Annotated in this window: 25 protein-coding genes and 1 tRNA gene; 6 read left to right on the top strand and 20 right to left on the bottom strand. The window is 65.0% G+C overall.

Annotated features, from left to right (window positions below; genetic code table 11):
* Window positions 1-2 precede the first annotated feature (2 nt).
* From nuoH to CK944_RS11415, 12 genes are all read right to left on the bottom strand, one after another.
* A complete protein-coding gene (gene nuoH, locus CK944_RS11360) occupies window positions 3-1034 on the bottom strand; it encodes an NADH-quinone oxidoreductase subunit NuoH (protein ID WP_103173182.1) in 1032 nt (343 codons plus the stop codon).
* A 16-nt stretch (window positions 1035-1050) separates the two neighbouring features.
* Window positions 1051-1818: a hypothetical protein gene (locus tag CK944_RS11365; RefSeq protein WP_103173237.1), complete on the bottom strand. Its 768-nt coding sequence runs from the start codon at window positions 1816-1818 to the stop codon at window positions 1051-1053.
* A 5-nt stretch (window positions 1819-1823) separates the two neighbouring features.
* Entirely contained in the window at window positions 1824-3845 is a 2022-nt protein-coding gene (gene nuoG, locus CK944_RS11370; protein WP_103173183.1) for an NADH-quinone oxidoreductase subunit NuoG, read from the bottom strand.
* An 11-nt stretch (window positions 3846-3856) separates the two neighbouring features.
* Window positions 3857-4261 carry a DUF5333 domain-containing protein gene (locus CK944_RS11375; RefSeq protein WP_103173184.1) on the bottom strand — a complete coding sequence of 135 codons (405 nt, stop codon included), beginning with the start codon at window positions 4259-4261 and terminating at the stop codon, window positions 3857-3859.
* 101 nt (window positions 4262-4362) lie between these two features.
* Window positions 4363-5658, bottom strand: a complete 1296-nt coding sequence (gene nuoF / locus CK944_RS11380; protein WP_103173185.1) for an NADH-quinone oxidoreductase subunit NuoF — start codon at window positions 5656-5658, stop codon at window positions 4363-4365.
* Window positions 5659-5685: 27 nt separating this feature from the next.
* Entirely contained in the window at window positions 5686-5901 is a 216-nt protein-coding gene (locus CK944_RS11385) for a DUF5337 domain-containing protein (RefSeq protein WP_103173186.1), read from the bottom strand.
* 15 nt (window positions 5902-5916) lie between these two features.
* Window positions 5917-6834: an NADH-quinone oxidoreductase subunit NuoE gene (gene nuoE, locus CK944_RS11390; RefSeq protein WP_103173187.1), complete on the bottom strand. Its 918-nt coding sequence runs from the start codon at window positions 6832-6834 to the stop codon at window positions 5917-5919.
* A complete protein-coding gene (locus tag CK944_RS11395) occupies window positions 6834-8072 on the bottom strand; it encodes an NADH-quinone oxidoreductase subunit D (protein WP_103173188.1) in 1239 nt (412 codons plus the stop codon). Before CK944_RS11395 ends, nuoE begins: the two co-directional genes overlap by 1 nt.
* Before the next feature lie 4 nt (window positions 8073-8076).
* Complete coding sequence (locus tag CK944_RS11400) at window positions 8077-8694, bottom strand: NADH-quinone oxidoreductase subunit C (RefSeq protein ID WP_103173189.1); 618 nt, start codon at window positions 8692-8694, stop codon at window positions 8077-8079.
* A 3-nt stretch (window positions 8695-8697) separates the two neighbouring features.
* On the bottom strand, window positions 8698-9231 hold the full coding sequence (locus CK944_RS11405; RefSeq protein ID WP_103173190.1) for an NADH-quinone oxidoreductase subunit B family protein: 534 nt from the start codon (window positions 9229-9231) through the stop codon (window positions 8698-8700).
* The gene (locus CK944_RS11410; protein ID WP_103173238.1) at window positions 9222-9587 is read right to left on the bottom strand and encodes an NADH-quinone oxidoreductase subunit A; all 366 of its coding nucleotides are present in this window, start codon (window positions 9585-9587) and stop codon (window positions 9222-9224) included. Before CK944_RS11410 ends, CK944_RS11405 begins: the two co-directional genes overlap by 10 nt.
* 301 nt (window positions 9588-9888) lie before the next feature.
* Window positions 9889-10353 (bottom strand): hypothetical protein, encoded by a 465-nt coding sequence (locus tag CK944_RS11415; protein ID WP_103173191.1) that lies wholly within the window; start codon window positions 10351-10353, stop codon window positions 9889-9891.
* A 252-nt stretch (window positions 10354-10605) separates the two neighbouring features.
* Between CK944_RS11415 and CK944_RS11420 the strand changes: the two genes are divergently transcribed.
* The 3 genes from CK944_RS11420 to CK944_RS11430 all read left to right on the top strand — a co-directional run bounded on the left by CK944_RS11420 (window position 10606) and on the right by CK944_RS11430 (window position 13257).
* The gene (locus CK944_RS11420) at window positions 10606-12090 is read left to right on the top strand and encodes a sulfotransferase family protein (protein WP_103173192.1); all 1485 of its coding nucleotides are present in this window, start codon (window positions 10606-10608) and stop codon (window positions 12088-12090) included.
* Between the two features lie 23 nt (window positions 12091-12113).
* Entirely contained in the window at window positions 12114-13127 is a 1014-nt protein-coding gene (gene lipA, locus CK944_RS11425; protein ID WP_370463833.1) for a lipoyl synthase, read from the top strand.
* Between the two features lie 46 nt (window positions 13128-13173).
* A tRNA-Leu gene (locus CK944_RS11430) sits at window positions 13174-13257 on the top strand.
* A 53-nt stretch (window positions 13258-13310) separates the two neighbouring features.
* Here the strand turns inward: CK944_RS11430 and CK944_RS11435 are convergent.
* Window positions 13311-14051, bottom strand: a complete 741-nt coding sequence (locus CK944_RS11435) for a TerC family protein (RefSeq protein WP_103173194.1) — start codon at window positions 14049-14051, stop codon at window positions 13311-13313.
* Window positions 14052-14193: 142 nt separating this feature from the next.
* Complete coding sequence (locus CK944_RS11440; RefSeq protein ID WP_103173195.1) at window positions 14194-15099, bottom strand: hydrogen peroxide-inducible genes activator; 906 nt, start codon at window positions 15097-15099, stop codon at window positions 14194-14196.
* A 93-nt stretch (window positions 15100-15192) separates the two neighbouring features.
* Here CK944_RS11440 and CK944_RS11445 point away from each other — a divergent pair, with 93 nt between their 5' ends.
* Window positions 15193-16674, top strand: a complete 1482-nt coding sequence (locus tag CK944_RS11445) for a catalase (RefSeq protein WP_103173196.1) — start codon at window positions 15193-15195, stop codon at window positions 16672-16674.
* A 69-nt stretch (window positions 16675-16743) separates the two neighbouring features.
* Here CK944_RS11445 and CK944_RS11450 read toward each other — a convergent pair whose 3' ends face one another.
* Window positions 16744-17883: a DUF6456 domain-containing protein gene (locus CK944_RS11450; RefSeq protein WP_239986047.1), complete on the bottom strand. Its 1140-nt coding sequence runs from the start codon at window positions 17881-17883 to the stop codon at window positions 16744-16746.
* A 221-nt stretch (window positions 17884-18104) separates the two neighbouring features.
* Between CK944_RS11450 and CK944_RS11455 the strand changes: the two genes are divergently transcribed.
* On the top strand, window positions 18105-18512 hold the full coding sequence (locus CK944_RS11455; RefSeq protein WP_192877754.1) for a DUF6477 family protein: 408 nt from the start codon (window positions 18105-18107) through the stop codon (window positions 18510-18512).
* Here the strand turns inward: CK944_RS11455 and CK944_RS11460 are convergent.
* A complete protein-coding gene (locus CK944_RS11460; RefSeq protein ID WP_103173197.1) occupies window positions 18475-20037 on the bottom strand; it encodes a helicase HerA-like domain-containing protein in 1563 nt (520 codons plus the stop codon). The genes CK944_RS11455 and CK944_RS11460 overlap by 38 nt on opposite strands.
* An 81-nt stretch (window positions 20038-20118) precedes the next feature.
* Entirely contained in the window at window positions 20119-20301 is a 183-nt protein-coding gene (locus tag CK944_RS11465) for a hypothetical protein (protein WP_103173198.1), read from the bottom strand.
* Between the two features lie 201 nt (window positions 20302-20502).
* Between CK944_RS11465 and CK944_RS11470 the strand changes: the two genes are divergently transcribed.
* Window positions 20503-21252 carry an invasion associated locus B family protein gene (locus CK944_RS11470; protein WP_103173199.1) on the top strand — a complete coding sequence of 250 codons (750 nt, stop codon included), beginning with the start codon at window positions 20503-20505 and terminating at the stop codon, window positions 21250-21252.
* Between the two features lie 55 nt (window positions 21253-21307).
* Here CK944_RS11470 and CK944_RS11475 read toward each other — a convergent pair whose 3' ends face one another.
* The 3 genes from CK944_RS11475 to CK944_RS11485 form a co-directional block, all read right to left on the bottom strand.
* Window positions 21308-22516 carry a beta-ketoacyl synthase gene (locus CK944_RS11475; RefSeq protein WP_103173240.1) on the bottom strand — a complete coding sequence of 403 codons (1209 nt, stop codon included), beginning with the start codon at window positions 22514-22516 and terminating at the stop codon, window positions 21308-21310.
* A gap of 62 nt (window positions 22517-22578) precedes the next feature.
* A complete protein-coding gene (locus CK944_RS11480; RefSeq protein WP_103173200.1) occupies window positions 22579-22845 on the bottom strand; it encodes an acyl carrier protein in 267 nt (88 codons plus the stop codon).
* A gap of 12 nt (window positions 22846-22857) precedes the next feature.
* Window positions 22858-23958 (bottom strand): UDP-3-O-(3-hydroxymyristoyl)glucosamine N-acyltransferase, encoded by a 1101-nt coding sequence (locus tag CK944_RS11485; RefSeq protein ID WP_103173201.1) that lies wholly within the window; start codon window positions 23956-23958, stop codon window positions 22858-22860.
* Between the last annotated feature and the right edge of the window lie 6 nt (window positions 23959-23964).

Consider the following 23964-nt stretch of genomic DNA (forward strand, 5'->3'; position numbering starts at 1 on the left):
TCTTATGCCCCTGCCCAGCGGGCCCAGAACGATCCGAAGACCTCGAAGCGGGCAAGGAAGGCGACCAGGACGACCCAGCCCAGCGACAGGGGCAGGAACACCTTCCAGCCGATCCGCATCAACTGGTCATAGCGGTACCGCGGCACGATGGCCTTCACCATGGCGAACATCCAGAACCAGAAGACCATCTTCAGGAACATCCACAGCGCGCCGTCCGGGATGCCCGGAATGGGCGACAGCCAGCCCCCGAAGAACAGCAGGCTGATCAGCGCGCACATCAGCCAGATCGCGATGTATTCGCCCGCCATGAACAGCAGATAGGGCGTGGACGAGTATTCGACCATGAAGCCCGCGACCAGTTCGGATTCCGCCTCGGCCAGGTCGAAGGGCGGGCGGTTCGTCTCGGCCAGGGCCGACACGAAGAACAGCACCAGCATCGGCAGATGCGGCAGCCAGTACCAGGACAGCAGCCCCGCGCCGGCCTGCGCCTCGACGATGGCGGTGATGTTCATCGACCCGGTCGAGATGATGACCCCGATGATGATCAGGCCCAGGCTGACCTCATACGAGATCATCTGCGCCGCCGCCCGCAGCGAGGACAGGAACGGATATTTCGAGTTCGAGGCCCAGCCGCCCATGATCACGCCGTAAACCTCGAGCGAGGAGACGGCGAAGATGAACAGGATGCCCACGTTGATGTCGGCCATCACCCAGCCGGGCGCGAAGGGGATCGCCACAAAGGCCAGCAGGGCCAGGGTCATCGACAGGAAGGGCGCCAGGAAGAAGACGAACTTGTCCGCGCCCGCAGGAATGACGATTTCCTTCAGCACATATTTCAGCGCGTCGGCGAAGGTTTGCAGCAGCCCCCAGGGGCCGACCACGTTCGGTCCGCGCCGCATCTGCACGGCGGCCCAGATCTTGCGGTCGCCATAGACCATGAAGATCAGCGACAGCATGACAAAGGCGATCACCGCCAGACCCTGCGCCAGCATCAGGATCGTCATGCCCAGAGAGGATGCCCAGAATTCAGCCATGCCCGTCCCTATCCCGTTACGCGGCGGGAATGCCGCGTTCCTTGCATTCGCGCAAGGTGTCTTCCGTTTCCATCACACGCAAACCCATCGGCCTTTGATCCGACAGCGTGAACGCGGCCCCGATAGTCAGCTTGCCATCCCGCGTGTCCTGCAGCGTGCGCACATGGCGGCCATATGCCTCGCCATTCCGCTTGGCCCAACCGGCCAGTGCGCAGGTGGCATACGAGAAGGCGATATCGGCGTCCACCCCCTTGCGCAGATTTGCCGTCACCTCGACAAGATCGCCGGACCCCTTCGGATCCAGCGATGCCACGCGGGCGCCCAGGAAATCCTCGGGGTCAAGTTCGGTGCCCTCGACCCAGCTCGGCAGCGCGGGCTGGGTCCGGGCCGCGAATTCCTCGAGCGCCTTTTCCTGCGCGGTCTGCCGCGGCGGCAGGTCTGCGGCAACCATCCCGCCCAGGTCCAGATCCAGGTTCGCGTTCAGCGCCATCAGATCGGCCTCGGTCACGGCGAAGGCGTCCTGCCCTTCCGGGCTGTCGAGCGCCATGGTCGTGACCTTGCCATCGGGTTCCAGGATCAGGATCTCGCCCGACTTGGTCGAGATGCGGGCCAGCGTCAGCGGTGCCTTGCCCGGCGCGGCGCCAGGGGTCGCGACCCTTGCCGTCATCGTGGCGGGCTTGGCCGGAGGGCGTTCGCCGCCGGCATCGCCTGCGCAGCCGGACAGGATCGCAGCCCCGGCAAGGGCTGCGACCGCGAACCGTGGCTGGCAGGACGCTGGCCGCATGGTGGTCACTCGGCCGCCATGGCGGGCGATTGCCTGCGGGCCGCCGCCATCCGCGACAACTCTCCCATCAGGGGCGAGGATCGGGCGATCGGATTCGTCAGGTAGAAATCCGTGATCGCATAGCGGAACGTGGCCTTGCCCAGATCCAGCCGATCAAGCGGGCGCCATTCGTTTTCCGGCACCTGGTCGATCATCGCCAGATGCGGCACGGCCTGCACCAACGCGCGACGCAGTTGCGTCAGGCTGTCCCAAGGCAGCGCCTGTCCCAATTCGGCGGACAGTGCGCGCAGGATCGCCCAGTTCTCCTTGGCCTCGCCAGGCGCAAAGTTCGCGCGAAGGGCCAGTTGCGGACGCCCCTCGGTGTTCACGAACAGGCCGTTTTCTTCCGTATAGCAGGCGGCGGGCAGGATGATATCGGCCCGATGCGCGCCGCGATCCCCGTGGCTGCCCTGATAGATCACGAAGGCACCCGGCGCGACATCCACCTCGTCCGCGCCGAGGTTGTAGATCACCTCGGCCCCGTCGATGGCCGCAGCCAGCCCGCCCTCGGTCACGGCGCCCACATCCATGGCGCCAACACGCGAAGCCGCGCTGTGCAGGATCATCAGCTTGCAGTCGTCCAGTTCGCAGATGCGCATGGCATTGGCCAGCACGGCTTCCCCGTCCGCCTCGCGCAGGGCACCCTGGCCCACGATCACGATGCCGGGCGTGCCTGCGGTGGACTTGAGGTCGTCCTTGACCAGATGGGTCAGCGCGGCACGATCATTGCCGTGGTGGTGATAGTCATAGGTCAGATCGACCGGATCGCCGATCAGCGCGACCTGCGCGCCATGCGCCCAGGCCTTGCGGATGCGAGCGTTCAGGACGGGCGCTTCGTCGCGCGGGTTGGTGCCGATCAGCAGGATGCGTTTCGCGCCGTCGATGTCGGCAATCGTCGCGTTGCCGACATAGGCGCCCCGGTTGCCCGCAGGCAGCCGTGCGCCATCGGTGCGGCATTCGACATTGCCGCCCAGACCCTCGACCAGTTGCTTCAGGCTGAACGCGGCCTCGACCGGGGCCAGATCGCCCACCAGACCGGCGACCTTGCGGCCCTTCATCGCAGCGGCCGCCGCCGACAGAGCCTCGGCCCAGGTGGCCGGGCGCAGCTTGCCGTTCTCGCGGATATAGGGCTTGTCCAGCCGCTGGCGGCGCAGCCCGTCCCAGACATAGCGGGTCTTGTCGCTGATCCACTCCTCGTTCACGTCGTCATGGTTGCGCGGCAGGATGCGCATGACCTCGCGCCCCTTCACGTCGATGCGGATATTGCTGCCAAGCGCATCCATCACATCGACGCTTTCGGTCTTGCGCAACTCCCAGGGCCGTGCGCGGAAAGCATAGGGACGGCTGACCAAAGCGCCCACCGGGCACAGATCGACGATATTGCCCTGCAGGTTGGATGCCAGCGTCTCGTTCAGATAGCTGGTGATCTCGCTGTCCTCGCCGCGCCCGGTCTGGCCCATCTGGCTGATGCCCGCGACCTCGGTCGTGAAGCGCACGCAGCGGGTGCAGGAAATACAGCGGGTCATGTGGGTTTCGACCAGCGGACCCAGGTTCAGCTCCTCGGCCGCGCGCTTGGGTTCGCGATAGCGGCTGAAGTCCACGCCGTAAGCCATTGCCTGGTCTTGCAGATCGCATTCGCCGCCCTGGTCGCAGATGGGGCAGTCCAGCGGATGGTTGATCAGCAGGAACTCCATCACGCCCTCGCGGGCCTTCTTGACCATGGGGCTGTTGGTGCGGATTTCCGAAGGCGCGCCATCGGGACCGGGGCGCAAGTCCTTGACCTGCATGGCGCAGCTTGCGGCAGGCTTGGGCGGGCCGCCCACCACCTCGACCAGGCACATCCGACAGTTGCCGGCAATCGACAGCCGTTCGTGATAGCAAAAGCGCGGGATCTCGATACCCGCCATCTCGCAGGCCTGGATCAGGGTCAGGTTGGGATCGACCGCGATCTCAACATCGTCAATCTTGATTGTCCGCAAGTCGGCCATCGGTTTCTTCCTTACCTGGCAACCAGAAGCGATCCGGCGATCGTCTTCCGTTCTATCTCTTGCTGCCCCAGACGGCAGAACGTGTCGGGCTGGCCGTTCACCACCCCATTGGCGACCATATAGCGGTCGGCCTCGGCATAGATGCGACGACGCTCGTCCCTGCTGTCAAGGAAGGCGTCGATCTGCGACTCGCTGTAGCCCTGGTCCAGCGCATAACGCTTGAGCTTGCGGGCCTCGGAAAAGGCCCGGACCAGGCGCGCGTCAAGGGTCGGGCAGCCCTTGCGCAGGACGTCGGCCACACGCGCCTGGACCAGGCTGTCGTTGATGTGGCGTTCCTGCGACAAGGGCGGCAGGGCGGCGGCAGGGCCCATCAGGGCAGCAAGCGTGGCGATTGAAGCGAAGGCAGCGCGGATCATGGCAGGCGTCCTTGGTTGGTTGCGTCTTCCGACATAACCACCGGCGTGGACTTTCGCCCGACACGACCCCGCGACAGGGGCGTGATATGCCGCCCCTGCCCTCATTCCGCGGCCATCGCCCCCATGCGTCCGGTGCGCTTGGCCTTGATGCGGTCCTCGATCTCCTCACGGAAATTGCGGATCAGGCCCTGGATCGGCCATGCGGCGGCGTCGCCCAGGGCGCAGATGGTGTGGCCCTCGACCTGCTTGGTCACGTCGAACAGCATGTCGATTTCCTCGACCTCGGCATCGCCGCGCACCAGACGCTCCATCACGCGCATCATCCAGCCGGTGCCCTCGCGGCAGGGCGTGCACTGACCGCAGCTTTCATGCTTGAAGAACTTGGACAGCCGCCAGATCGCCTTGATGATGTCGGTCTGCTGGTCCATCACGATCATGCAGGCGGTGCCGAAGGACGACCGCAGTTCCCGCATTCCGTCGTAATCCATGATGGCGTTTTCACACTGTTCCGCCGTCAGCACCGGACAAGAGGCGCCGCCGGGGATCACCGCCTTGAGGTTCTTCCAGCCGCCGCGGATGCCGCCGCCATGCTTCTCGATCAGCTCCTTCATGGGGATCGACATGGCTTCCTCGATCACGCAGGGCGTGTTGACATGCCCGGTCAGGCCGAACAGCTTGACGCCTGCGTTGTTCGGGCGGCCAAAGCCCGCAAACCATTCCGGGCCGCGCCGCAGCACCGTCGGGACCACCGCGATGGATTCCACGTTGTTCACAGTCGTCGGGCAGCCGTAGAGACCCGCGCCCGCCGGGAACGGCGGCTTCATGCGGGGCATGCCCTTCTTGCCTTCCAGGCTTTCCAACAGGGCTGTTTCCTCGCCGCAGATATAGGCCCCGCCGCCGTGATGGAGGTAGATATCAAAGTCCCAGCCCGATCTGGCAGCATTCGCGCCCAGCAGCCCTGCGTCATAGCATTCGTCGATCGCGGCCTGCAGGGCTTCCTTTTCGCGGATGAATTCGCCCCGGATATAGATATAGGCCGCGTGCGCGCCCATGGCGAAGCTGGCGATCAGCGCGCCTTCGATCAGCGTATGCGGATCGTGGCGCATGATCTCGCGGTCCTTGCAGGTCGCGGGTTCGGATTCGTCGGCGTTGATGACCAGATAGGACGGACGGCCGTCCGATTCCTTGGGCATGAAGGACCACTTGAGGCCGGTCGGAAAGCCCGCGCCCCCCCGGCCGCGCAGCCCGGATGCCTTCACCTGTTCCACGATCTTGTCGCGGCCACGGGCAAGGATCTCGGCCGTGCCGTCCCAGTGGCCGCGCTTGCGTGCGCCCGCCAGGCTACGGTCGCCCATCCCGTAGAGGTTGGTAAAAATGCGATCCTGATCTTTCAGCATCCTGTTCTCAATCCTCTCATCCGGGCGTCAGGACTTCCTGCGCCGCCAGATACGCCAGGTCACGATCAGCGACCAGACAAAAGCTCCGATGGCGGCCAGATCCGCCAGATAGGCCCATTTCCCGGCCCAGTCGTAATAACTGCCAAGCGCCTGGACCAGCAGCCACAGGCCCATGGCGCCGGCGATCACAAGGGCCGCCAGCCGCATCTGGCCCGCATCACGATCCTGCCCTGTTCCGCCCATCGCCTTCCCCGTGGCCTATCGGTCCGTCGTCTCGTCCTTCTGTTCCGCTTCCTCGATCCCCCGGATACCGGCGGGATTGCGGTCCGATACGGGACGCGCGGCAGATGCGGCCTGCGCCTCCTGCTCGGTTATGCCGGTCGCATCCGCAGGCACGCCTTCCGAGGGGCGCGGTTCGGCTTCCGGCGCGCTATCCACGCCAGTCCGGTCGTCCACGGCGGCTTCGGGGTTGCGTAGCCATTTGGTCAGGATCGGCACCTCGGTCCCGTCGATGCGCTTGACCGTCTCGCCGATGTCGCGCGCTAGGGCGGCGCTTGCGTTCAGCGGGTCGCCCTGCCCCTTCAGGTCGGCAAGCGTGATCGGACCGCCCAGAGGCTCGGACGAATAGCGGCCGTTCTGCGGGCCGGGCAGCGGCACCTGACCGGCCGAGAAGGCGTCGATCAGTTCTTCCAGCTTCGCGGACGTCAGATCCTCGTAATAGTCCTTGCCGATCTGGGCCATGGGCGCATTGGTGCAGGCGCCCAGGCACTCGACCTCCTCCCAGCTGAACCGGCCGTCGGCGGACAAGGTATGCGGGGTCGGCGCGATCTTGCGCTTGCAGACCTCGATCAGATCCTCGGCCCCGCAGATCATGCAGGTCGTGGTGCCGCAAATCTGGATATTCGCAATGCTGCCAACAGGCTGCAGCTGGAACATGAAGTAGAATGTAGCCACTTCAAGCGCCCGGATATAGGGCATCCCCAGCAGTTCGGCGCAGTATTCGATGGCAGGCCGCGACAGCCAGCCTTCCTGTTCCTGCGCGCGCCACAGAACCGGGATGATCGCCGATTGCTGGCGGCCTTCCGGGTATTTGGTCATCTGGGCATAGGCCCATTCCAGGTTGGCGGGCGTGAATGCGAAGCTGTCCGGCTGAACCGGCGAAAGACGGCGGAGCATCAGCGGTCAACCTCTCCGAACACGATATCAAGGGTGGCGATCAGGGCGGGCACGTCGGCCAGAAGATGGCCCTTGGCCAGGAAGTCCATGGCCTGAAGATGCCCAAAGCCCGGCGCGCGCAGCTTGGCGCGATAGGGTTTATTGGTCCCGTCGCTGACCAGATAAACGCCGAATTCGCCCTTGGGGGCCTCGACCGCGGCATAAGCCTCGCCTGCGGGAACGCGGAAGCCTTCGGTGTAAAGCTTGAAATGGTGGATCAGGCTTTCCATGTCGCGCTTCATCTCTCCGCGCCGAGGCGGGGTCAGCTTGCCGCGCGTCAGCACGTCGCCCACGGGTTCTGCCCGCAGCTTCTGAATGGCCTGCTTCATGATGCTGGTCGATTCCCGCATTTCCTGCATGCGGATCAGATAGCGGTCATAGCTGTCGCCATTCCGGCCGACCGGGATCTTGAAGTCGAATTCGTCATAGCATTCATAGGGCTGAGAGCGACGCAGGTCCCATGCCAAGCCCGAACCGCGCGCCATGACCCCGGAAAAGCCCCAGTCCAGCGCGTCCTGTTCGGTGGCAATGCCGATGCCGACCAGGCGCTGCTTGAAGATCCGGTTCTCGGTCAGAAGCGTATCCAGGTCGTCCAGAAGCTTGGGGAAACGGTCGCACCAAGCGTCGAGGTCGTCGATCAGATCCGGCGGCAGGTCCTGGTGAACGCCGCCCGGACGGAAATAGTTGGCGTGCAGGCGCGACCCGCTGGCGCGTTCATAGAAGATCATCAGATCCTCGCGCGCCTCGAAGCCCCACAAGGGCGGCGTCAGGGCGCCCACGTCCATCGCCCCCGTGGTCACGCCCAGAAGGTGGTTCAGGATCCGCCCGATTTCGGCATACAGGACCCGGATCAGGCTGGCGCGGCGCGGCACGACCGTGCCGGTCAGACGCTCGATCACCAGGCACCAGGCATGTTCCTGGTTCATGGGCGAGACATAGTCCAGCCGGTCGAAATAGGGCAGGTTCTGCAGGTAAGTCCTGCTTTCCATCAGCTTTTCGGTGCCGCGATGCAGCAGGCCGATATGCGGGTCGGCGCGTTCGACGACCTCGCCATCCAGTTCCAGCACCATGCGCAGCACGCCATGCGCCGCCGGGTGCTGGGGACCGAAGTTGATGTTGAAGTTGCGGATCTTCTGTTCGCCGACCAGGGTGTCGGCGGAACCATCGTCGTACTGGTTGGTGCGGATATCGCCGTCCATGGCCTTACCCCTTGGTCTTTTCGTCGCCGGGCAGCACGTATTTTGCGCCCTCCCACGGCGAAAGGAAGTCGAACTGGCGGTATTCCTGCGTCAGGCGCACGGGCTCATAGATCACCCGCTTCTCGGACTCGTCATAGCGAACCTCGACATAGCCGGTGGTCGGGAAGTCCTTGCGCAGGGGGAAGCCGCTGAAGCCGTAATCGGTCAGGATGCGGCGCAGGTCCGGGTGGCCCGAGAACAGGATCCCGAACATGTCGAAGGTTTCGCGTTCCAGCCAGTTGGCGCAGGGGTGGATGCGCGTGATCGACGGCACGACTTCATCCTCGCGGATGGCGACCTTCACGCGGATCCGCTGGTTCTGGTACATGGACAGCAGGTGCCACACCATGTCGAACCGCTGCACCCGTTCGGGATGATCAACGGCGGTGATGTCGATCAGGGTCGAGAAACGGCAGCTGCTGTCGCTGCGCAGAAACTCGATCAGGTCCACGATGCTGGACAGCGTCGAGGTCACGGTCAGCTCGCCGAAGGCGACGGTCGCATCCAGAACCTGGTCCCCGCAGCGCAGGCGAAGATGGTCGGCAAGCTGTTCCAGCGCGTCGATGTCGGGATAGACGGCCATGACTTACCTCACCAGCGTGCCGGTGCGCCGGATCCGGCGCTGGAGTTGCAGGATGCCATAAAGCAGCGCCTCGGCCGTCGGCGGGCAGCCGGGGACATAGATGTCCACGGGCACGATCCGGTCCACGCCGCGCACCACCGAATAGCTGTAATGGTAATAGCCGCCGCCGTTGGCGCAGCTTCCCATGCTGATGACATAGCGCGGCTCGGGCATCTGGTCATAGACCTTGCGGACCGCCGGGGCCATCTTGTTGGTCACGGTGCCCGCGACGATCATCAGGTCCGACTGGCGCGGGGACGCGCGCGGCGCCGTGCCGAAGCGTTCCACGTCATAGCGCGGCATCGAGGTATGCATCATCTCGACCGCGCAGCAGGCCAGACCGAAGGTCATCCAGTGCAGCGAGCCGTTGCGCGCCCAGTTGATGACGTCTTCGGTCTTGGTCAGCAGGAAACCCTTGTCCTGCAATTCCTGGTTCAGCGCGGCGGTCGCGACCTCGCGGTCGGGACCGGCGGTATTCATTCCGGTCATCACGCCCATTCAAGCGCACCTTTCTTCCATTCATAGGCAAAGCCCACGGTCAACACGGCCAGGAACACCATCATCGACCAGAAGGCCACGTCCGACAGGCCCGCGAAGCTGACCGCCCAGGGGAACAGGAAGGCCACTTCAAGGTCGAAGATGATGAACAGGATCGACACCAGATAGAAGCGCACGTCGAACTTCATCCGCGCGTCGTCGAAGGCGTTGAAGCCGCATTCATAGGCGCTGACCTTTTCCGGGTCCGGGTTGCGCACGGCGACGACAACGGCCGCAAGGATCAGGATCAGTGCCAGCGCCGAGGCCATTCCCGCGAAAACGAGGATCGGCAGATAGTCCTGGAGCAAGGTTTCCACGGGCAAGTTTCCCTTGTCGGCCGCGGAAAAGCTGTGGCTGCCCGCGACGGGTTAGCTAGGCGTCCGTTTAGACCTGTGGGCCAGCGGGGTCAACGGGCGGCAGACCCTGGCTCAGGTGCAATTCGCGGCGCTTCAACATTGGCTGCAAGGCGATACGGAAAGTCGCTTCCCGGTCGCCTGTCGCTCAGATGGTTCCCGGCGGCCCCGGTTTCAAGACGTCCAATGGCCGCCACGGGGACGTGATCCATCAAAAAAGGCAGCCCCGAAAGGCTGCCTTCTGTCGCAGGATGAGACCGAAGGATTACATCCCCGCAGCCTGGCAATCGGCCAGCGTGATGACCTCCATGTTGATCGTGCCCGAGAACTGGTCGGCATCCTGGTTGCCTTCCAGCCCGGTCGTCGCGGTGGCCGTGTTGTCGGAAGCCGTCGCAGCCATGGCCGGATCGGGCGAGTCGTTGTCCTGGTTGCCTTCATTGCCCGTGGTCGGCTGCGCGCCATCCATGGTTCCGGCATCCGTGTCGGGGGTGGTTCCGGCCACCGAATCGTTGTCCGCATTGCCGGAATTGCCGGCATCGCCGCCCGGCTCGGTCGCGCTGGTGGCCTGATCGTCCGAACCCATGGCCAGGGTCCGGCAATGTTCGGCAACGGCAGCCATGTCGGCTTCGCTGATTTCCTGCGTCCCCACCATCGTCTGCGCAAAGGCGGTGGAGCCAAAGCCGAGGGCGGCCGCGATCGCCAGCGGCGCGGTAAGCGATTTGATAGACATACCTTCCTCCGTTACGTTCAAAAAGGGTGCATTGGCGAACCAACCTCTTGACGAAGAACTTGTTCCGTTCGCGCCCCTACACGACATCGTTGACGACCTGGCCAGAACCCGGATGGCGCATGGGGCATTTCGGTTCTTCGGGCGCGTCTGGGACCAAGCGCCCATGGCTTGCCGGCCGGACTTGCCAAACCTTCCCCTATCCAACAAACAGCCTCGGGGCCCTGGCCCGTATCGTGGAATGCGCCGGAGCAGATGATGGAAGATCCCAAGCTTGCGAAAACCGCCCTGATCGTCCTGGGGATGCACCGGTCGGGCACCTCGGCGCTGGCGGGGGTCGTGGGCCATCTGGGGGCGGCGCTGCCCCAGGACCTGATGGCCGGGACCGAGATGAACGCCAAGGGGTTCTTCGAATCGAACCGCATCATGAAGTTGAACGACAGCCTGCTGGATGCAGCCGGCACCACCTGGTGGGATCCGCGCCGCTTTCCAGACGACTGGCTTGACAGTGACGCGGCCGAGCCGTTCCTGGCCGAGGCCGTGGATACCCTGGCCCTGGATTACGGCGAGGCGCCGGTCTTCGTCATGAAGGATCCGCGCGTCTGTCGGCTGATGCCCTTCTGGCGAAAGGCGTTGACCCGGTTCGGTGCCCGGCCCTTGGTCATCCATACCCATCGCCCGCCCCTGGATGTTGCCCCTTCGCTGACACGCTGGACGGGCTATGATGCGGAATACGGGCTGCTTCTGTGGGAACGGCATATCCTGGATGCCGAGGCCGAAAGCCGCGACTTGCCCCGGGCCTTTACCTGCTACGAGTCGCTTCTGACGGACTGGCGGTCCGAGATGGTCCGCATCGCACAGGTGCTGGACTTGGCCTGGCCCTGCCCGCCCGAGACGGTCCAGTCGGTGGTTGACGACTTCCTCAGCCGCGACTTGCAGCATTTCCAAGATCGGGACCGGAACAGGCCTGCGGACGACCTGCCGCCCCTGCTGACGCAAACGCTGGACATCATGGATCGCTGGGCGCGCGACGGCGAGGCCCGCGAGGATCATGCGACCCTGGACGAAATGCGTGCCGCCATGGATCAGGTCGGCCCCCTGTACGATGCCCTGGCACGGAAATCCGTGTTGCGCGCGAAAGAGGTCACCAGCCTCCAGGGGAAGCTGGACGATCTTGGCGGGCAGCTGGATCGCCGCAGGGCAGAATTCGACGAACTGAATGCGCGCCACGGCACCTTGATGGAACGCCACGAGACCGCCGAACGGCAGTTGAAGACATTCGCCGACCAGCAGGAACAGGAACAGGCGGAAAGACAGGAACTGTCGATCGCCCTGAACGATCCCACTGTGGCGTCGCTGCGCATGGTGGACCTGATCGGCAGGGTTCAGGAAGCCTCTGCCCTCTCGCAGGAAGAAAAGGCAAGGGCGGACAGGCTTTCGGCCGAACTGGCCAGGGCCGTAGAGACACGCGACAGCCTGGAGGCCCAGTCGAGCAGACTTTCGGCGGAACGCGCGCGTCTTGCGGCCGACTTGAAGGCGGCGCGGCAGGCTGAACAGAAGTTGCGTGCCGAACGCGACGACCTTGCAGCGAATTGCCAGCGGCTGACGGCCGAGCGCGACCAGGCCCGCGCCGAGACAAGCCAGTGCGAGGCTGCGTTCCTGGCAAGCACGTCGTGGCGGGTGACGGCGCCGCTTCGGTTCGTATCGCGGCTGGTCCGGCGCGGCAGGCAGGCATCCTGATCTTCGACCCGCGCATGGCGACCATGCGTTGCACTGGACCGGCGAAGCGGTTATTTCTGGCCGAACCGCGACCGAAAGGACATGCCTTGCGCGATCTTCGGATTCCCGACCAGCGACACCCGGAAAAGGCCCATCGGCCCGATCAGGAACAGCCCAAGAAGCCTGCCTGGATCCGCGTGAAGGCGCCGACCTCGGAAGGCTACAAGCGCACGCGCGACATCATGAAGGACAACCGCCTGTCCACCGTCTGCGAGGAAGCGGGCTGCCCGAACGTGGGCGAATGCTGGTCGCAGGGCCACGCCACCATGATGATCATGGGCGAAATCTGCACGCGCGGCTGCACCTTCTGCAACGTCGCCACCGGCAAGCCGAACGCGCTCGACGTGTTCGAACCGGGCCGGGTGGCCCATGCCGTGCAGAAACTGGGGCTGAAGCATGTGGTCATCACCAGCGTGGACCGCGACGACCTGGACGACGGCGGGGCGGACCACTTCGCCCAGACGATCCGCGCCATCCGCCACCGCAGCCCCGATTCCACGATCGAGGTGCTGGTGCCCGACTTCCTGAAGTCGAAACCGGGATCGGTGGAAATCGTGGTCGAGGCGCGTCCGGACGTCTTCAACCACAACCTGGAAACCGTCCCTGCCCTTTATCCGACCGTCCGCCCCGGCGCGCGCTATTTCCATTCGCTGCGGCTGTTGCAGAAGGTCAAGGAACTGGACCCGGCGATGTTCACCAAGTCGGGCATCATGGTCGGCCTGGGCGAGGATCGCGGCAGCGTGCTGCAGGTCATGGACGACATGCGCGCGGCCGACATCGACTTCATGACCATCGGCCAGTACCTGCAACCCACGCCCAAGCACCACCGCGTTGACCGCTTCGTCACCCCCGAGGAATTCGCGGGCTATGAAAAGGCGGCCTATGGCAAGGGCTTCCTGATGGTCTCGGCCACGCCGCTGACGCGGTCGTCCTATCATGCGGGCGACGATTTCGCGCGGCTGCGCGACGCCCGCCTGCGGAAACTGGGCCGCGCGTGACCCCCCTTGCAAAGACGCCTGCCCCGCGCTAGGGCAGGCATAGAAGGCCCGAGTGACGGAATGGTAGACGTAGCGGATTCAAAATCCGCCGCCGCAAGGCATGTCGGTTCGAGTCCGACCTCGGGTACCAGCCTTTCCTGAACATCAAGGTGGGAAGGGCCGCAAGATGCGGCCCCTGGTGCTTCAATGCGCCTTTCTGCGCAGTCGCGCATTCCGCGCCCACATGTTCAATCCCTCGACAATGGCCGAGAAGGCCATCGCGGCGTAGATATAGCCTTTCGGGACATGGACGCCGAAGCCTTCCGCGATCAGCGTCGTGCCGATCAGCAGCAGGAAGGACAACGCCAGCATCACGATGGTCGGGTTCTTGCCGATGAAGGTCGCCAGCGGATTGGCGGCCAGCAGCATCACGGTCACGGCGGTGACGACGGCCACGACCATGATCTCGACATGGGGGGTCATGCCGACGGCGGTGATGATGCTGTCGATGGAAAACACCAGATCCAGGATCAGGATCTGCACGATGGCGCTGCCGAAACCGATGGCTGCCGTGCCGACGATGGTATCCTCGTGATCGACGGGATCGACGTGGTGGTGGATTTCCTTTGTGGCCTTCCAGACCAGGAACAGGCCGCCCAGGATCAGGATGATGTCCTTCCAGGAAAGCTCGTTCCCCAGGATGGTGACCACCGGCTGCGTCAGTTGCACGATCCAGGCAATCGTCGCCAGAAGGCCAAGCCGCATGATCAGCGCCAGCCCGATCCCGATCTTGCGGGCACGTTCGCGCTGATGTTCCGGCAGCTTGTTCGACAGGATCGAGATGAACAGCAGGTTGTCGATCCCCAGCACCACCTCCATCACCACAAGGGTTCCCAGCGCCACCCAGGCTTCGGGTTGCTGTGTAAGGGCGATGATGTCCTGCATGGGGATTTCCTGATGTGAAGACGATGGATGGCAAAGCCGAAATGGAAGGTTCGGTTCCATCCCCTGCCCTGCGGCGACGCCTTTGCGGCCTTGCAGCCATCGCTGTCAAGTGAAGCGGACAAGGGCTTGGAAGCGGCCTATGCTATCCCGCCATCACCCGTTCCGCCGCCTGGACGAGGATCCCGGCCAGATCGTCGAACCAGCCGCCGGCCGGGGTCGTGGCACGGCGAAGCAGCAACACTTCTCGGCAGGGCTGGGGATCGGGAAAGGCCACTGTCACAAGGCCGGGGGCAGCGGCGCATTCCTGATGGGCGGCCAGCCGGGGCAGGAATGTCAGCCCCATCCCCTGCGCGGCAAGACGGCAGAGGGTGGGCAGCGATGCAGCCCCCAGATCCAGCCGCGCGCTGCGGCGGCCCAGACCGCACACCTCCAGCGCCTGGTCACCAAGGCAATGGCCTTCGTCAAGAAGCAGCAACTGGCCGGGATCCAGATCGCGCGGCTCGGGACAGAGCGTGCCCAGACGGGCGATGCGGTCCTGGCTGCCCGCCAGAAGGAAGGGGTCGGTGAACAGCGGAACGGCAGCGAGTTCGTCGGAATCTGGCGGCGTCGCCACGACCGCCGCATCCAGTCGCCCCTGGGACAATTCCTCGATCAGCCTGTCTGTCTGGGCTTCCCGCAGATGCAGGTCGCGGCCGATGTCGCGGGCGCGCAGGATCGGCAGCGCCTCGGGCAGCAGATAGGGCGCTACGGTCGGGATCATGCCCAGCATCAGCCGCCCGCCCCGCCCCGGCTGGCGCATCGCCTGGTCCAGCCCCGCCATTGCCGCCATGACGCGCCGTGCATGAAGCTCCAGCGCCCGGCCCTGGGGCGTCAGCACCACCCCCGAAGGCGTCCGTTCCACGACGGGGTTGCCGACCTCATCCTCCAGCGCGCGGATCTGCATGGATAATGCGGGCTGGGTGACATGCATCATTTCGGCCGCGCGGGTGAAATGCCCCTGTTCGGCCAAAGCCAGGAAGTACCGCAACTGGCGCAAGGTAAGGTTCATCAGCAGTCCTTATGGATGTGATCGCCAGATCCGATTTCCCTTTATTTCAAGGTGATGCCAAAAGCAACCAAACCCACTTCAAGGAGCCGCAGCATGAGCCAGGATACCCTTCGCCCCAGGATGACCACCACCGCAGGCGCGCCGATCGCCTCGAACCAGCATACCGAAACCGCGGGTGATCGTGGTCCGGTGCTGATGCAGGACTATCAGCTTCTGGAAAAGCTGGCCCACCAGAACCGCGAACGGATCCCGGAACGTGTCGTCCACGCCAAGGGCTGGGGCGCCTTCGGCACCTTCACGGTGACCCATGACATCACGCAATACAGCTGCGCCTCGATCTTCGGGGCGGTCGGCAAGACCACCCCGATGCTGGCGCGCTTTTCCACCGTGGCGGGCGAAATGGGCGCGGCCGACCATGAACGCGACGTGCGCGGCTTTGCGCTGAAATTCTATACCGACGAAGGCAACTGGGACCTGGTGGGCAACAACACGCCCGTCTTCTTCGTGCGCGACCCGCTGAAGTTCCCGGACTTCATCCACACCCAGAAGCGCCATCCCCGCACCAACCTGCGCAGCGCGACGGCGATGTGGGATTTCTGGGGCCAGGTGCCCGAATCGCTGCACCAGGTCACCATCCTGATGTCCGACCGCGGGCTGCCGCAGGATCCGACCTTCATGGACGGCTTTGGCAGCCACACCTATTCCTTCTGGAACAAGGACGGCGAACGCTTCTGGGTCAAGTTCCACTTCAAGACCCAGCAGGGCCACCGCCATTACACCAACGGCGAGGCCGCCGAGATCATCGGCCACACCCGCGAAGGCTATCAGGAAGCGCTGTTCGGCAAGATCGAGCGGGGCGAGTTCCCCCGCTGGACGATGTATGTCCAGATCATGCCCGAGCTGGACGCGGAAAAGACGCCCTATGATCCCTTCGACCTGACCAAGGTCTGGCCGCATGGGGATTACCCGCTGATCGAGGTCGGCCAGTTCGAACTGAACCGCAACGCCGACAACTATTTCGCGCAGATCGAGCAGGCGGCCTTCAGCCCGTCCAACAAGGTGCGCGGCATCGGCTATTCGCCCGACAAGATGCTGCAGGCTCGTGTCTTCAGCTATGCCGACGCGCATCGCTATCGTCTGGGCACGCATTACGAACACCTGCCGGTGAACGCGCCGAAATGCCCGGTGCATCATTACCACAAGGACGGGCAGATGAACTTCTTCGGCCAGGTGACGGGCAGCACGGATGCCTATTACGAGCCGAACAGCCGGGGCGGCGCCGTCGAGGATCCGTCCTTCGCCGAACCGCCGCTGCGCTTGTCCGGCGTGGCCGCGCGCCAGCCGCATCGCCAACTGATCGACGATTACGAACAGCCCCGCGCGCTGCATGACAAGGTGCTGAACGACGAGGAACGGGTGCGGCTTTACAAGAACATCGCCGCCGCCATGGAAGGCGCGGACGAGGATGTTCTGGAACGGGTGCTTGTGCATTTCGAGCGGATCAGCCCGGCTTACGCGGCAGGGATCCGTGCCGCGCGCGCGGAAAAGGCTGCGCATCGCCATGCTGCCGAATGATCCTTCGCACGCGTTTTGTTAACCAGTGACCTGTTATGAAAGGGGCGCCCGACAGGCGCCCCTTTTTCTTTATCCGATCAGACGCGATCCGCTGCCATAGGTTTCCTGATAATGCCGTTCCAGCCGCATCAGCGCCAAACGCAGCACGATCTTTCCCGACCTAGCCGACCACCCCAGGCGGCGTTCGGTCAATTCGATGCCTTCCAGAAAGCAGCAGACGCGCAGGACGATATCGCCCATGCCGGGACCAAGATCGCGCAGGGCCATCGCCACCCTGTCGCGCGCCGATTCCGATCCGCCGCGATAGCCCCCGCCGCTGCGGCTGACATCGATGCCCGAAGTCATGAAGCCGGTCCAGTTCTGCGTGACGCGCGGACCCATCTGCGCCAGTTCGAAATCCTCGCGCAGGCGTTCGCCGGCGGCGACCATGCCGGGCGACAGGAAGGGTTTCCCCGCGCCATCGCGGCGGCGCGCCAGCAGCAGAAGCGGGCTTTCCGCGATGTTGACGCGGGTGCGGCGACGGCGACCATCCTCGGGGTCTTCGATGACCCGCTTTTCCCAGACGCGATGACGGTCGGCATGATCGAAGGCCGCAGGCGCCTCGGCCATGCCGGGGGCATTGTCGTTGGCGACGGGGCTTGCGTCGGTGAAATCGGCGGGACCGGGCACCGCCTTGCGCTGCCGGGGCGAACGCAGCATCGCGCGCAGGGCATCCCGCCCGGCAGGGGCGATCGCGTAACGCTGAACCCGTCCCGGCGCGGCCGAGGGCGTCACCCAGCCCTTCAGGGCCATGGTTTCGGCGATCCAGCGTTCAAGAACCGCCGTTCGGATGTCGTCGCGGCTGATGATGGCCTTGTCCATCCCATCGGCCGTCACCAGAACGGCCCCCGGTTCGGCCAGCCGCCGCAACAGGCGCAGCGCCTGGCGTTCGTCCAGCTTGCGCGGGCTTTCGGCGATCTCGGTCAGGGCGCCGTCGATCAGGGGGTCGTCGCGCCGCGCCTCGAACCGGCGGATGCGCCGCAGGATGGTCGACGCGTGGCAGCCTTCCAACCGGGCCAGGGCGCGGATCGACTGGCCTCCCTCGACATGGCGAAGGTAAAGCCTGGCATCATCCGGCAGGTCGCTGGCGGGGGTGTCTATGGCCTCGGTCGGCGAACGGTGCTCCGCTGCTAGGCTGTCGATGGCGAAATCACCGGTCAAAAGCGTCATGTCTTGTCCCTTGTCATCCTTAGGCAGCTTAAGGAACTTAACTACCTTGGGTTGCGTTAAGCGTGGTTAATGGAACGGCTGATATTCAGCAGATAGCCGCAACATTCCCTAACAAACCCTAAAGATGCGTTGCCTCAGCGCACGCTGCGTCAACGCGGCAGGCAACACCCGCCCAAGTTGTGTGAAGCTGGTCGCACCAACTTGAATGGGACAGTTCTGAAATGAGCTACATGTCGAACGTGATCGCCTTCCGCCCCCGCCCCGTGGCCGAACCGCTGCGCCGCCCGCGCTGCCTGATCCGCGCGGCGCGCGAAGGCCAGGCCGGATGGAAGCACGATCGTGACCTCAAACGGCTGCTTCGCACCGACCGCTGCCCCGCGCCGGGCGCCGCCCTGCCGCGCCTGCGGGCGGAAGAGGCCTTGCTGAACGATGCCCGTCTGCAACGTGCGGCGGAATACGACATGCACCGGCACGTTCTGCTGATGATCGCCATCCTGGCCGAAATGCGCGCCGCAGTCGCGGATGCCCCCGTGGCGGTCAGGTCGGCCGCGCAGATGGGGGCGGCGATGCTGGCGCAGGTGGGCGCGGCGATCAGCGGCCCCGGAACAGCGATCCCAGCACGCCCCTGACGATGGCCTGGCCCGATTTCGTGCCAAGCTGCCGTGCCAGGCTCTTGCCGAATGTTTCCACGATCGAATCGCTGCGGGACGACCGGGTGCGCCCTTCGTCCCGTGGCTTGTAACGGCGCGCGTTGCGGTATTCATCCCGCGTCATGTCGAACAGCGCATCGTTTTCCCTGGCCTCGGCCTCGGCGCGTGCCACGGCCCTTGCAGCTTCCTCTGCCTTCCGGGCCAGCATCTCGTGGGCCGAATCGCGGTCCACGGCCTGACCATATTTCAGGCCCATGGGGGATGCGTTCATGATCTGGGCCCGTTCGGCATCGCTGATGGGGCCAAGGCTGCTGAAGGGCGGACGAATCAGCGTCCGCTGCACCACGCCTGGCACGCCCTTGGCTTCCAGCAGCGAGGTGACGGCCTCGCCGGTGCCGACGTTCTGGATGGCATCCGCCGTGTCGAAATCGGGATTGGCGCGATAGTTCTGGGCCGCCATGCGCAGCGCCTTCTGGTCCTTGGCGGTAAAGGCGCGCAGCGCGTGCTGGATGCGGTTGCCAAGCTGCCCCAGGATCGCATCGGGAATGTCCGTCGGATTCTGGCTGACGAACCAGACGCTGACCCCCTTTGACCGGATCAGCCGCGCAACCTGTTCGACCTTCTCGATCAGCGCCTTGGGCGCGTCGTCGAACAGCAGATGCGCCTCATCGAAGAAGAAGGCGATGCGCGGGCGGTCGGGATCCCCGACTTCGGGCAGTTGTTCGAACAGTTCGGACAACAGCCACAACAGGAAGGTCGCATAAAGCCGGGGCGACTGCATCAGCTTGTCGGCCGCCAGGATGTTGATCATCCCCTTCCCCGAGGCATCCTGACGGATGAGGTCTGCCAGTTCCAGCGCAGGTTCCCCGAACAGGCTGTCGCCGCCCTGATTTTCCAGAACCAGCAAGGCACGCTGGATCGCGCCCACGCTGGCCGTGCTGACATTGCCATAGCGCAGCGACAGGTCGGCTGCGTTCTGGCCGACCCACACCAGCATCGCCTGCAAGTCCTTCAGATCCAGCAGCGCCAGCCCCTGTTCATCGGCCACACGGAAGGCAATGTTCATCACCCCTTCCTGCACATCCGTCAGGTCCAACAGGCGCGACAGCAGCAGCGGCCCCATCTCGGCCGGAGTGGTGCGGACAGGGTGGCCCGACTTGCCCCAGACATCCCAGAAGGTCACGGGGAAAGCCTGATACGCCAAGGAAATGCCGATCTGCGAGGCCCGTTCCGAAAAGGCCTGGTGCAGCTTACCATCCGCACTGCCTGCGCGCGACAGGCCGGCCAGATCGCCTTTCACATCGGCCAGAAACACTGGAACGCCCGCAAGCGACAGCGACTCGGCCAGGGTTTGCAGGGTCACGGTCTTGCCGGTGCCGGTCGCGCCCGCGATCAGCCCGTGACGGTTGGCATATTTCAGCAGCAGGGTTTGCGGGCTGGCATGGCCCGTGCCGCCGCCGCCCACGAAGACCGTGTTCGCCTGGCCGTCCACCACATCCGCCATTCCCGCCCCCGCCTGCTGTTGCGCCGCAAAGCGATGCGGCGTCCGCCGTGACAATACAATGTTAACCCCTTCATGCCAGTATCAGAATCGTTCTGCATCAGGGTCGTCGATGCGTGAACCTTCCTCCCTGTTGGACTGCCGCGCCTTCGGGCGCGGCTTTTTTGTGATGGGACCGATGTCACGGAACTGTTGACTGATCACGGCGGCGCGACTAGCGTGCGGATCAATGATGACCGGCCAGTCCGGCAGGGAGAGGGGCGCCATCAGGCGCTGGGGTCGTGGTTCATGCCGCGACCCTTTTTATTCCCACGGTCTGCCGATGCAGCCAAGGCATGACAATCAGCGCAGAAGATCGCCGGAACCCGGGTCAAGCCATGGTGAACGAGCCAATCCCGTTGCCGCCTGACAAACCTCGCGGGACATGCTAGGCCCCGCCAACGCATTGAGCAAAGGGACGAAACAACCATGCCAATCAAACCTTCGCAGGCGGCCCTGGCGGCACTTGCCCTGATCGCGGCCCCGGCCTTCGCGCAGGACGGCACCGCGCCAGCCACGCCCGAAACCGCGCCCGCCGAGACGCCCGCCGAGGCGCCCGCGTCCCCGGCACCCGCCACGGACGCCCCTGCAGCAGCCACCGACGCCCCTGCGGCGGATGCGCCCGCGACGGCCACGGATTCGCCCGCGGCCGAAACCGCCCCGGCGGCCAATGCCGAGCCCCAGGTCGGGCAGTATTACGTCAAGGAAACCCACCAGGACTGGACGACCCGCTGCCTGAAGGCCGAACAGGGCAAGGATCCGTGCGAGCTGTACCAGTTGCTGAAGGACGGCGACGGAAACTCGGTCGCCGAGATGACCATGATCCCGCTGCGCAACAGCGAGGTTGCGGCCGGGGCGACGCTGGTGGCACCGCTTGAAACCGATCTGGTCCAGGGCCTTGGCTTCGCGGTCGGCACGGCCGAGCCGCGCGGCTATCCCTTCAACTTCTGCGCCCCGGTCGGCTGCGTGTCCCGGATGGGTTTCACCCAGGCTGAACTGGACGGGATGAAGCGGGGCGCGAATGCCACGGTGACCTTGCTGCCCTTCGGCGCCGACCGCGAGAACCCGGTGCGCCTGACGCTGTCCTTGTCGGGCTTCACCGCAGCCTTCGACGCGCTGAGCGCCTATGCCGAGGCCCCTGCCGCCGAGGCTCCGGCGGAAGAAGCTCCGGCCAACTGATCTTCCGGGACCCTTCGAACCGCGCCCTTCATCCAAGGGCGCGGTTTTCCCTTGCCTAGACCCGGCGCAGCGCGATCACGGCGTTCAGCCCGCCGAAGGCGAAGGCATTGGACAGGACCGCATCGACCCTTGCCTCGCGCGCCTCGTTCGGGACCACGTCCAGGCCGCATTCGGGATCGGCTTCCTGATAGCCGATGGTGGGCGCGATCACGCCGTCGCGCAGGGCCATTATGCAGGCCAGCAATTCCACCGCCCCGGTGCCGCCGATGATATGTCCGTGCATGGCCTTGGTGGACGAAATCATCAGCCGGTCGGCGTGGTGCCCAAACGCATGGGCCACGGCTGCGCATTCCGTCTTGTCGTTCGCCGCCGTCCCGGTGCCATGGGCGTTGATATAGCCCACGTCTTCCGGGTTCAGGCTGGCATCGTGCAGCGCGGCGGTGATCGCGCGTTCCGCCCCTTGGGCCGAAGGCATGACGATGTCCTGCGCGTCGGACGACATGGCAAAGCCCACCACCTCGGCCAGGATGTCGGCCCCGCGCGCGCAGGCGTGTTCGTAATCCTCGAAGACGAAGACGCCCGCGCCCTCGCCCTGGACCATGCCGTTGCGGTTGGCGCTGAAGGGGCGGCAGGCATCCTTGGACATCACGCGCAGCCCTTCCCAGGCCTTGACGCCGCCGAAGCACAGCATCGCCTCGGATCCGCCGGTCAGCATGACCTGCGCGCCGCCAGACCGCACCATCTGGAACGCAAGGCCCATCGCATGATTGGAACTGGCGCAGGCGGTGGCTACCGTGAAGGCCGGGCCGCGCAGCCCGAATTCCATGCTGACATGGCTGGCGGCGGCGTTGTTCATCAGCTTCGGCACCACGAAGGGATGGACGCGGTTCTTCCCTTCCTCATAGACGGTGCGATAGTTTTCGTCCCAGGTGTTCAACCCGCCGCCCGCCGTGCCCAGCACCACCCCGGACCGCAGCCCGATGGCGCCTTGGAAATCCAGCCCTGACTGGGCGACCGCCTGCTTGGCGGCCAGCAGCGCGAACTGGGTGAACTTGTCGTAAAGCAGGATTTGCTGGCGGTTGAAGTAATCCTCGGCCCGCCAGTCATGGATCTGGGCGCCGATCTGGATCGACAGCCGGTCCACGTCGCGGAAATCAAGCTGGCTGATGCCGCAGCGTCCTTCCCTGAACGCCTCCATCGTGGTCGGCACGTCATGGCCAAGGGCGTTGATCGTGCCCGCGCCGGTGATGACGACGCGCCGCATTCCGTTCGGCCCTTCCACGCCCGCCTGGGCCGCTGCGGCCTTCGCCCCTGATTTCCGCGAATTCATGCGGCCTTCTGCGCCACCAGCCGTTCGACCGCCGCCATGATCGTCCCCATGTTCGAGATGTCGAATTCCGACCTTTCGGGTTCGTTGGCGTTGAACGGGATCGAGATGTCGAACTCCTCCTCGATCGCGAAGATCGATTCCACCAGACCCAGGCTGTCGATGCCCAGATCCTGCGGGGTGGAATTCTCGGTGATCTGGTCGGGTTCCAGCATGGCCTGTTCGGCGATGATGGCCCGGATGCGGTCTCTGATCTGGTCGGTCATGAAGCCTCCTGCTCAGCCCTTTTCCAACAATCGTGTAACAGTTTCCTGAAGGCGCGCCAGTTGATCGGCGAAGCGCGGCAGGCGGCGGATGGCCTTCTGGATTTCCATCTGGGTCTCCATCTTGACCGCCGGATTGCCCAGGATCACGCGGCCGGCCGGAACGCGGGTGAAGATCTTGCTGGCCCCGCCCGCGATCACGTCGTCGCCCACGTCGATGTTGTCGTTGACGCCGACCTTGCCCGCCAACACGACCCGGTTGCCGATGCGTGCCGATCCCGCGATGCCCACCTGCGAACACAAGAGGCAGTCGTCGCCCACGGTGACATTGTGGCCCAGCATGACAAGGTTGTCGATCTTGGTGCCGTTGCCCACACGCGTCGCGCGGATGGTGCCGCGATCTATGGTGGAATTGGCGCCGATCTCGACGTCGTCGCCGATCTCGACCCCGCCCAGCGAATGGATCCGCGTCCAGTGCTGCTGCTTGATCGCATCGCGGCTGCCCAGGGTGCGGCGGATTTCCTCGATTCCGGATTCTTCCGGGGTGACGAAGGAAAAGCCGTCGCCGCCGATGACGGCGTTCGACTGCACGATCAGTCGGTGGCCCGCCGTGACGCCATGGGCGATGCGCACGCCCGCGTTCAGCAGGACATCGTCACCCAGCCGCGATCCGCGCCCGATGCTGACATGCGGCCCGATCCGTGCGCCCCGCCCGATCGTCACATCCGCGCCGATCACGACAAAGGGACCGACTGCCGCACCCTCGCCCAGGCGGGCCGAGGGGTCGATGACCGCCGTCGGATGAATGCCGGGGGCGATGTCGGGGCCGGGGTCGAAGGCGCGGGTCAGCCCCGCCATCAGCAGGCGGGGACGCGGCGCGAAGATCGCCGCCTTCAAGCCATAGGCCTGGGGATCCATCCCTTCGGCCAGGATCGCCATGCTGCCCGGTTGCAGGGCGGTCGCGTATTTGGGCGACATGGCCAGGGCGATCACGCCGCCCTCGGGCCCCACGGGACCGGTCGCCTGCGGCTCGGCCGCGCCGGTTACCTTCAGATCCAGATCGCCCCAGCCCTGCGCATCCAGGGCCTGCGCCAGTTCGCGGATGGTGATTGCCATGATCCC

The organism is Paracoccus sp. SY (genome assembly GCF_002901215.1).
GTDB lineage: Bacteria > Pseudomonadota > Alphaproteobacteria > Rhodobacterales > Rhodobacteraceae > Paracoccus > Paracoccus acridae.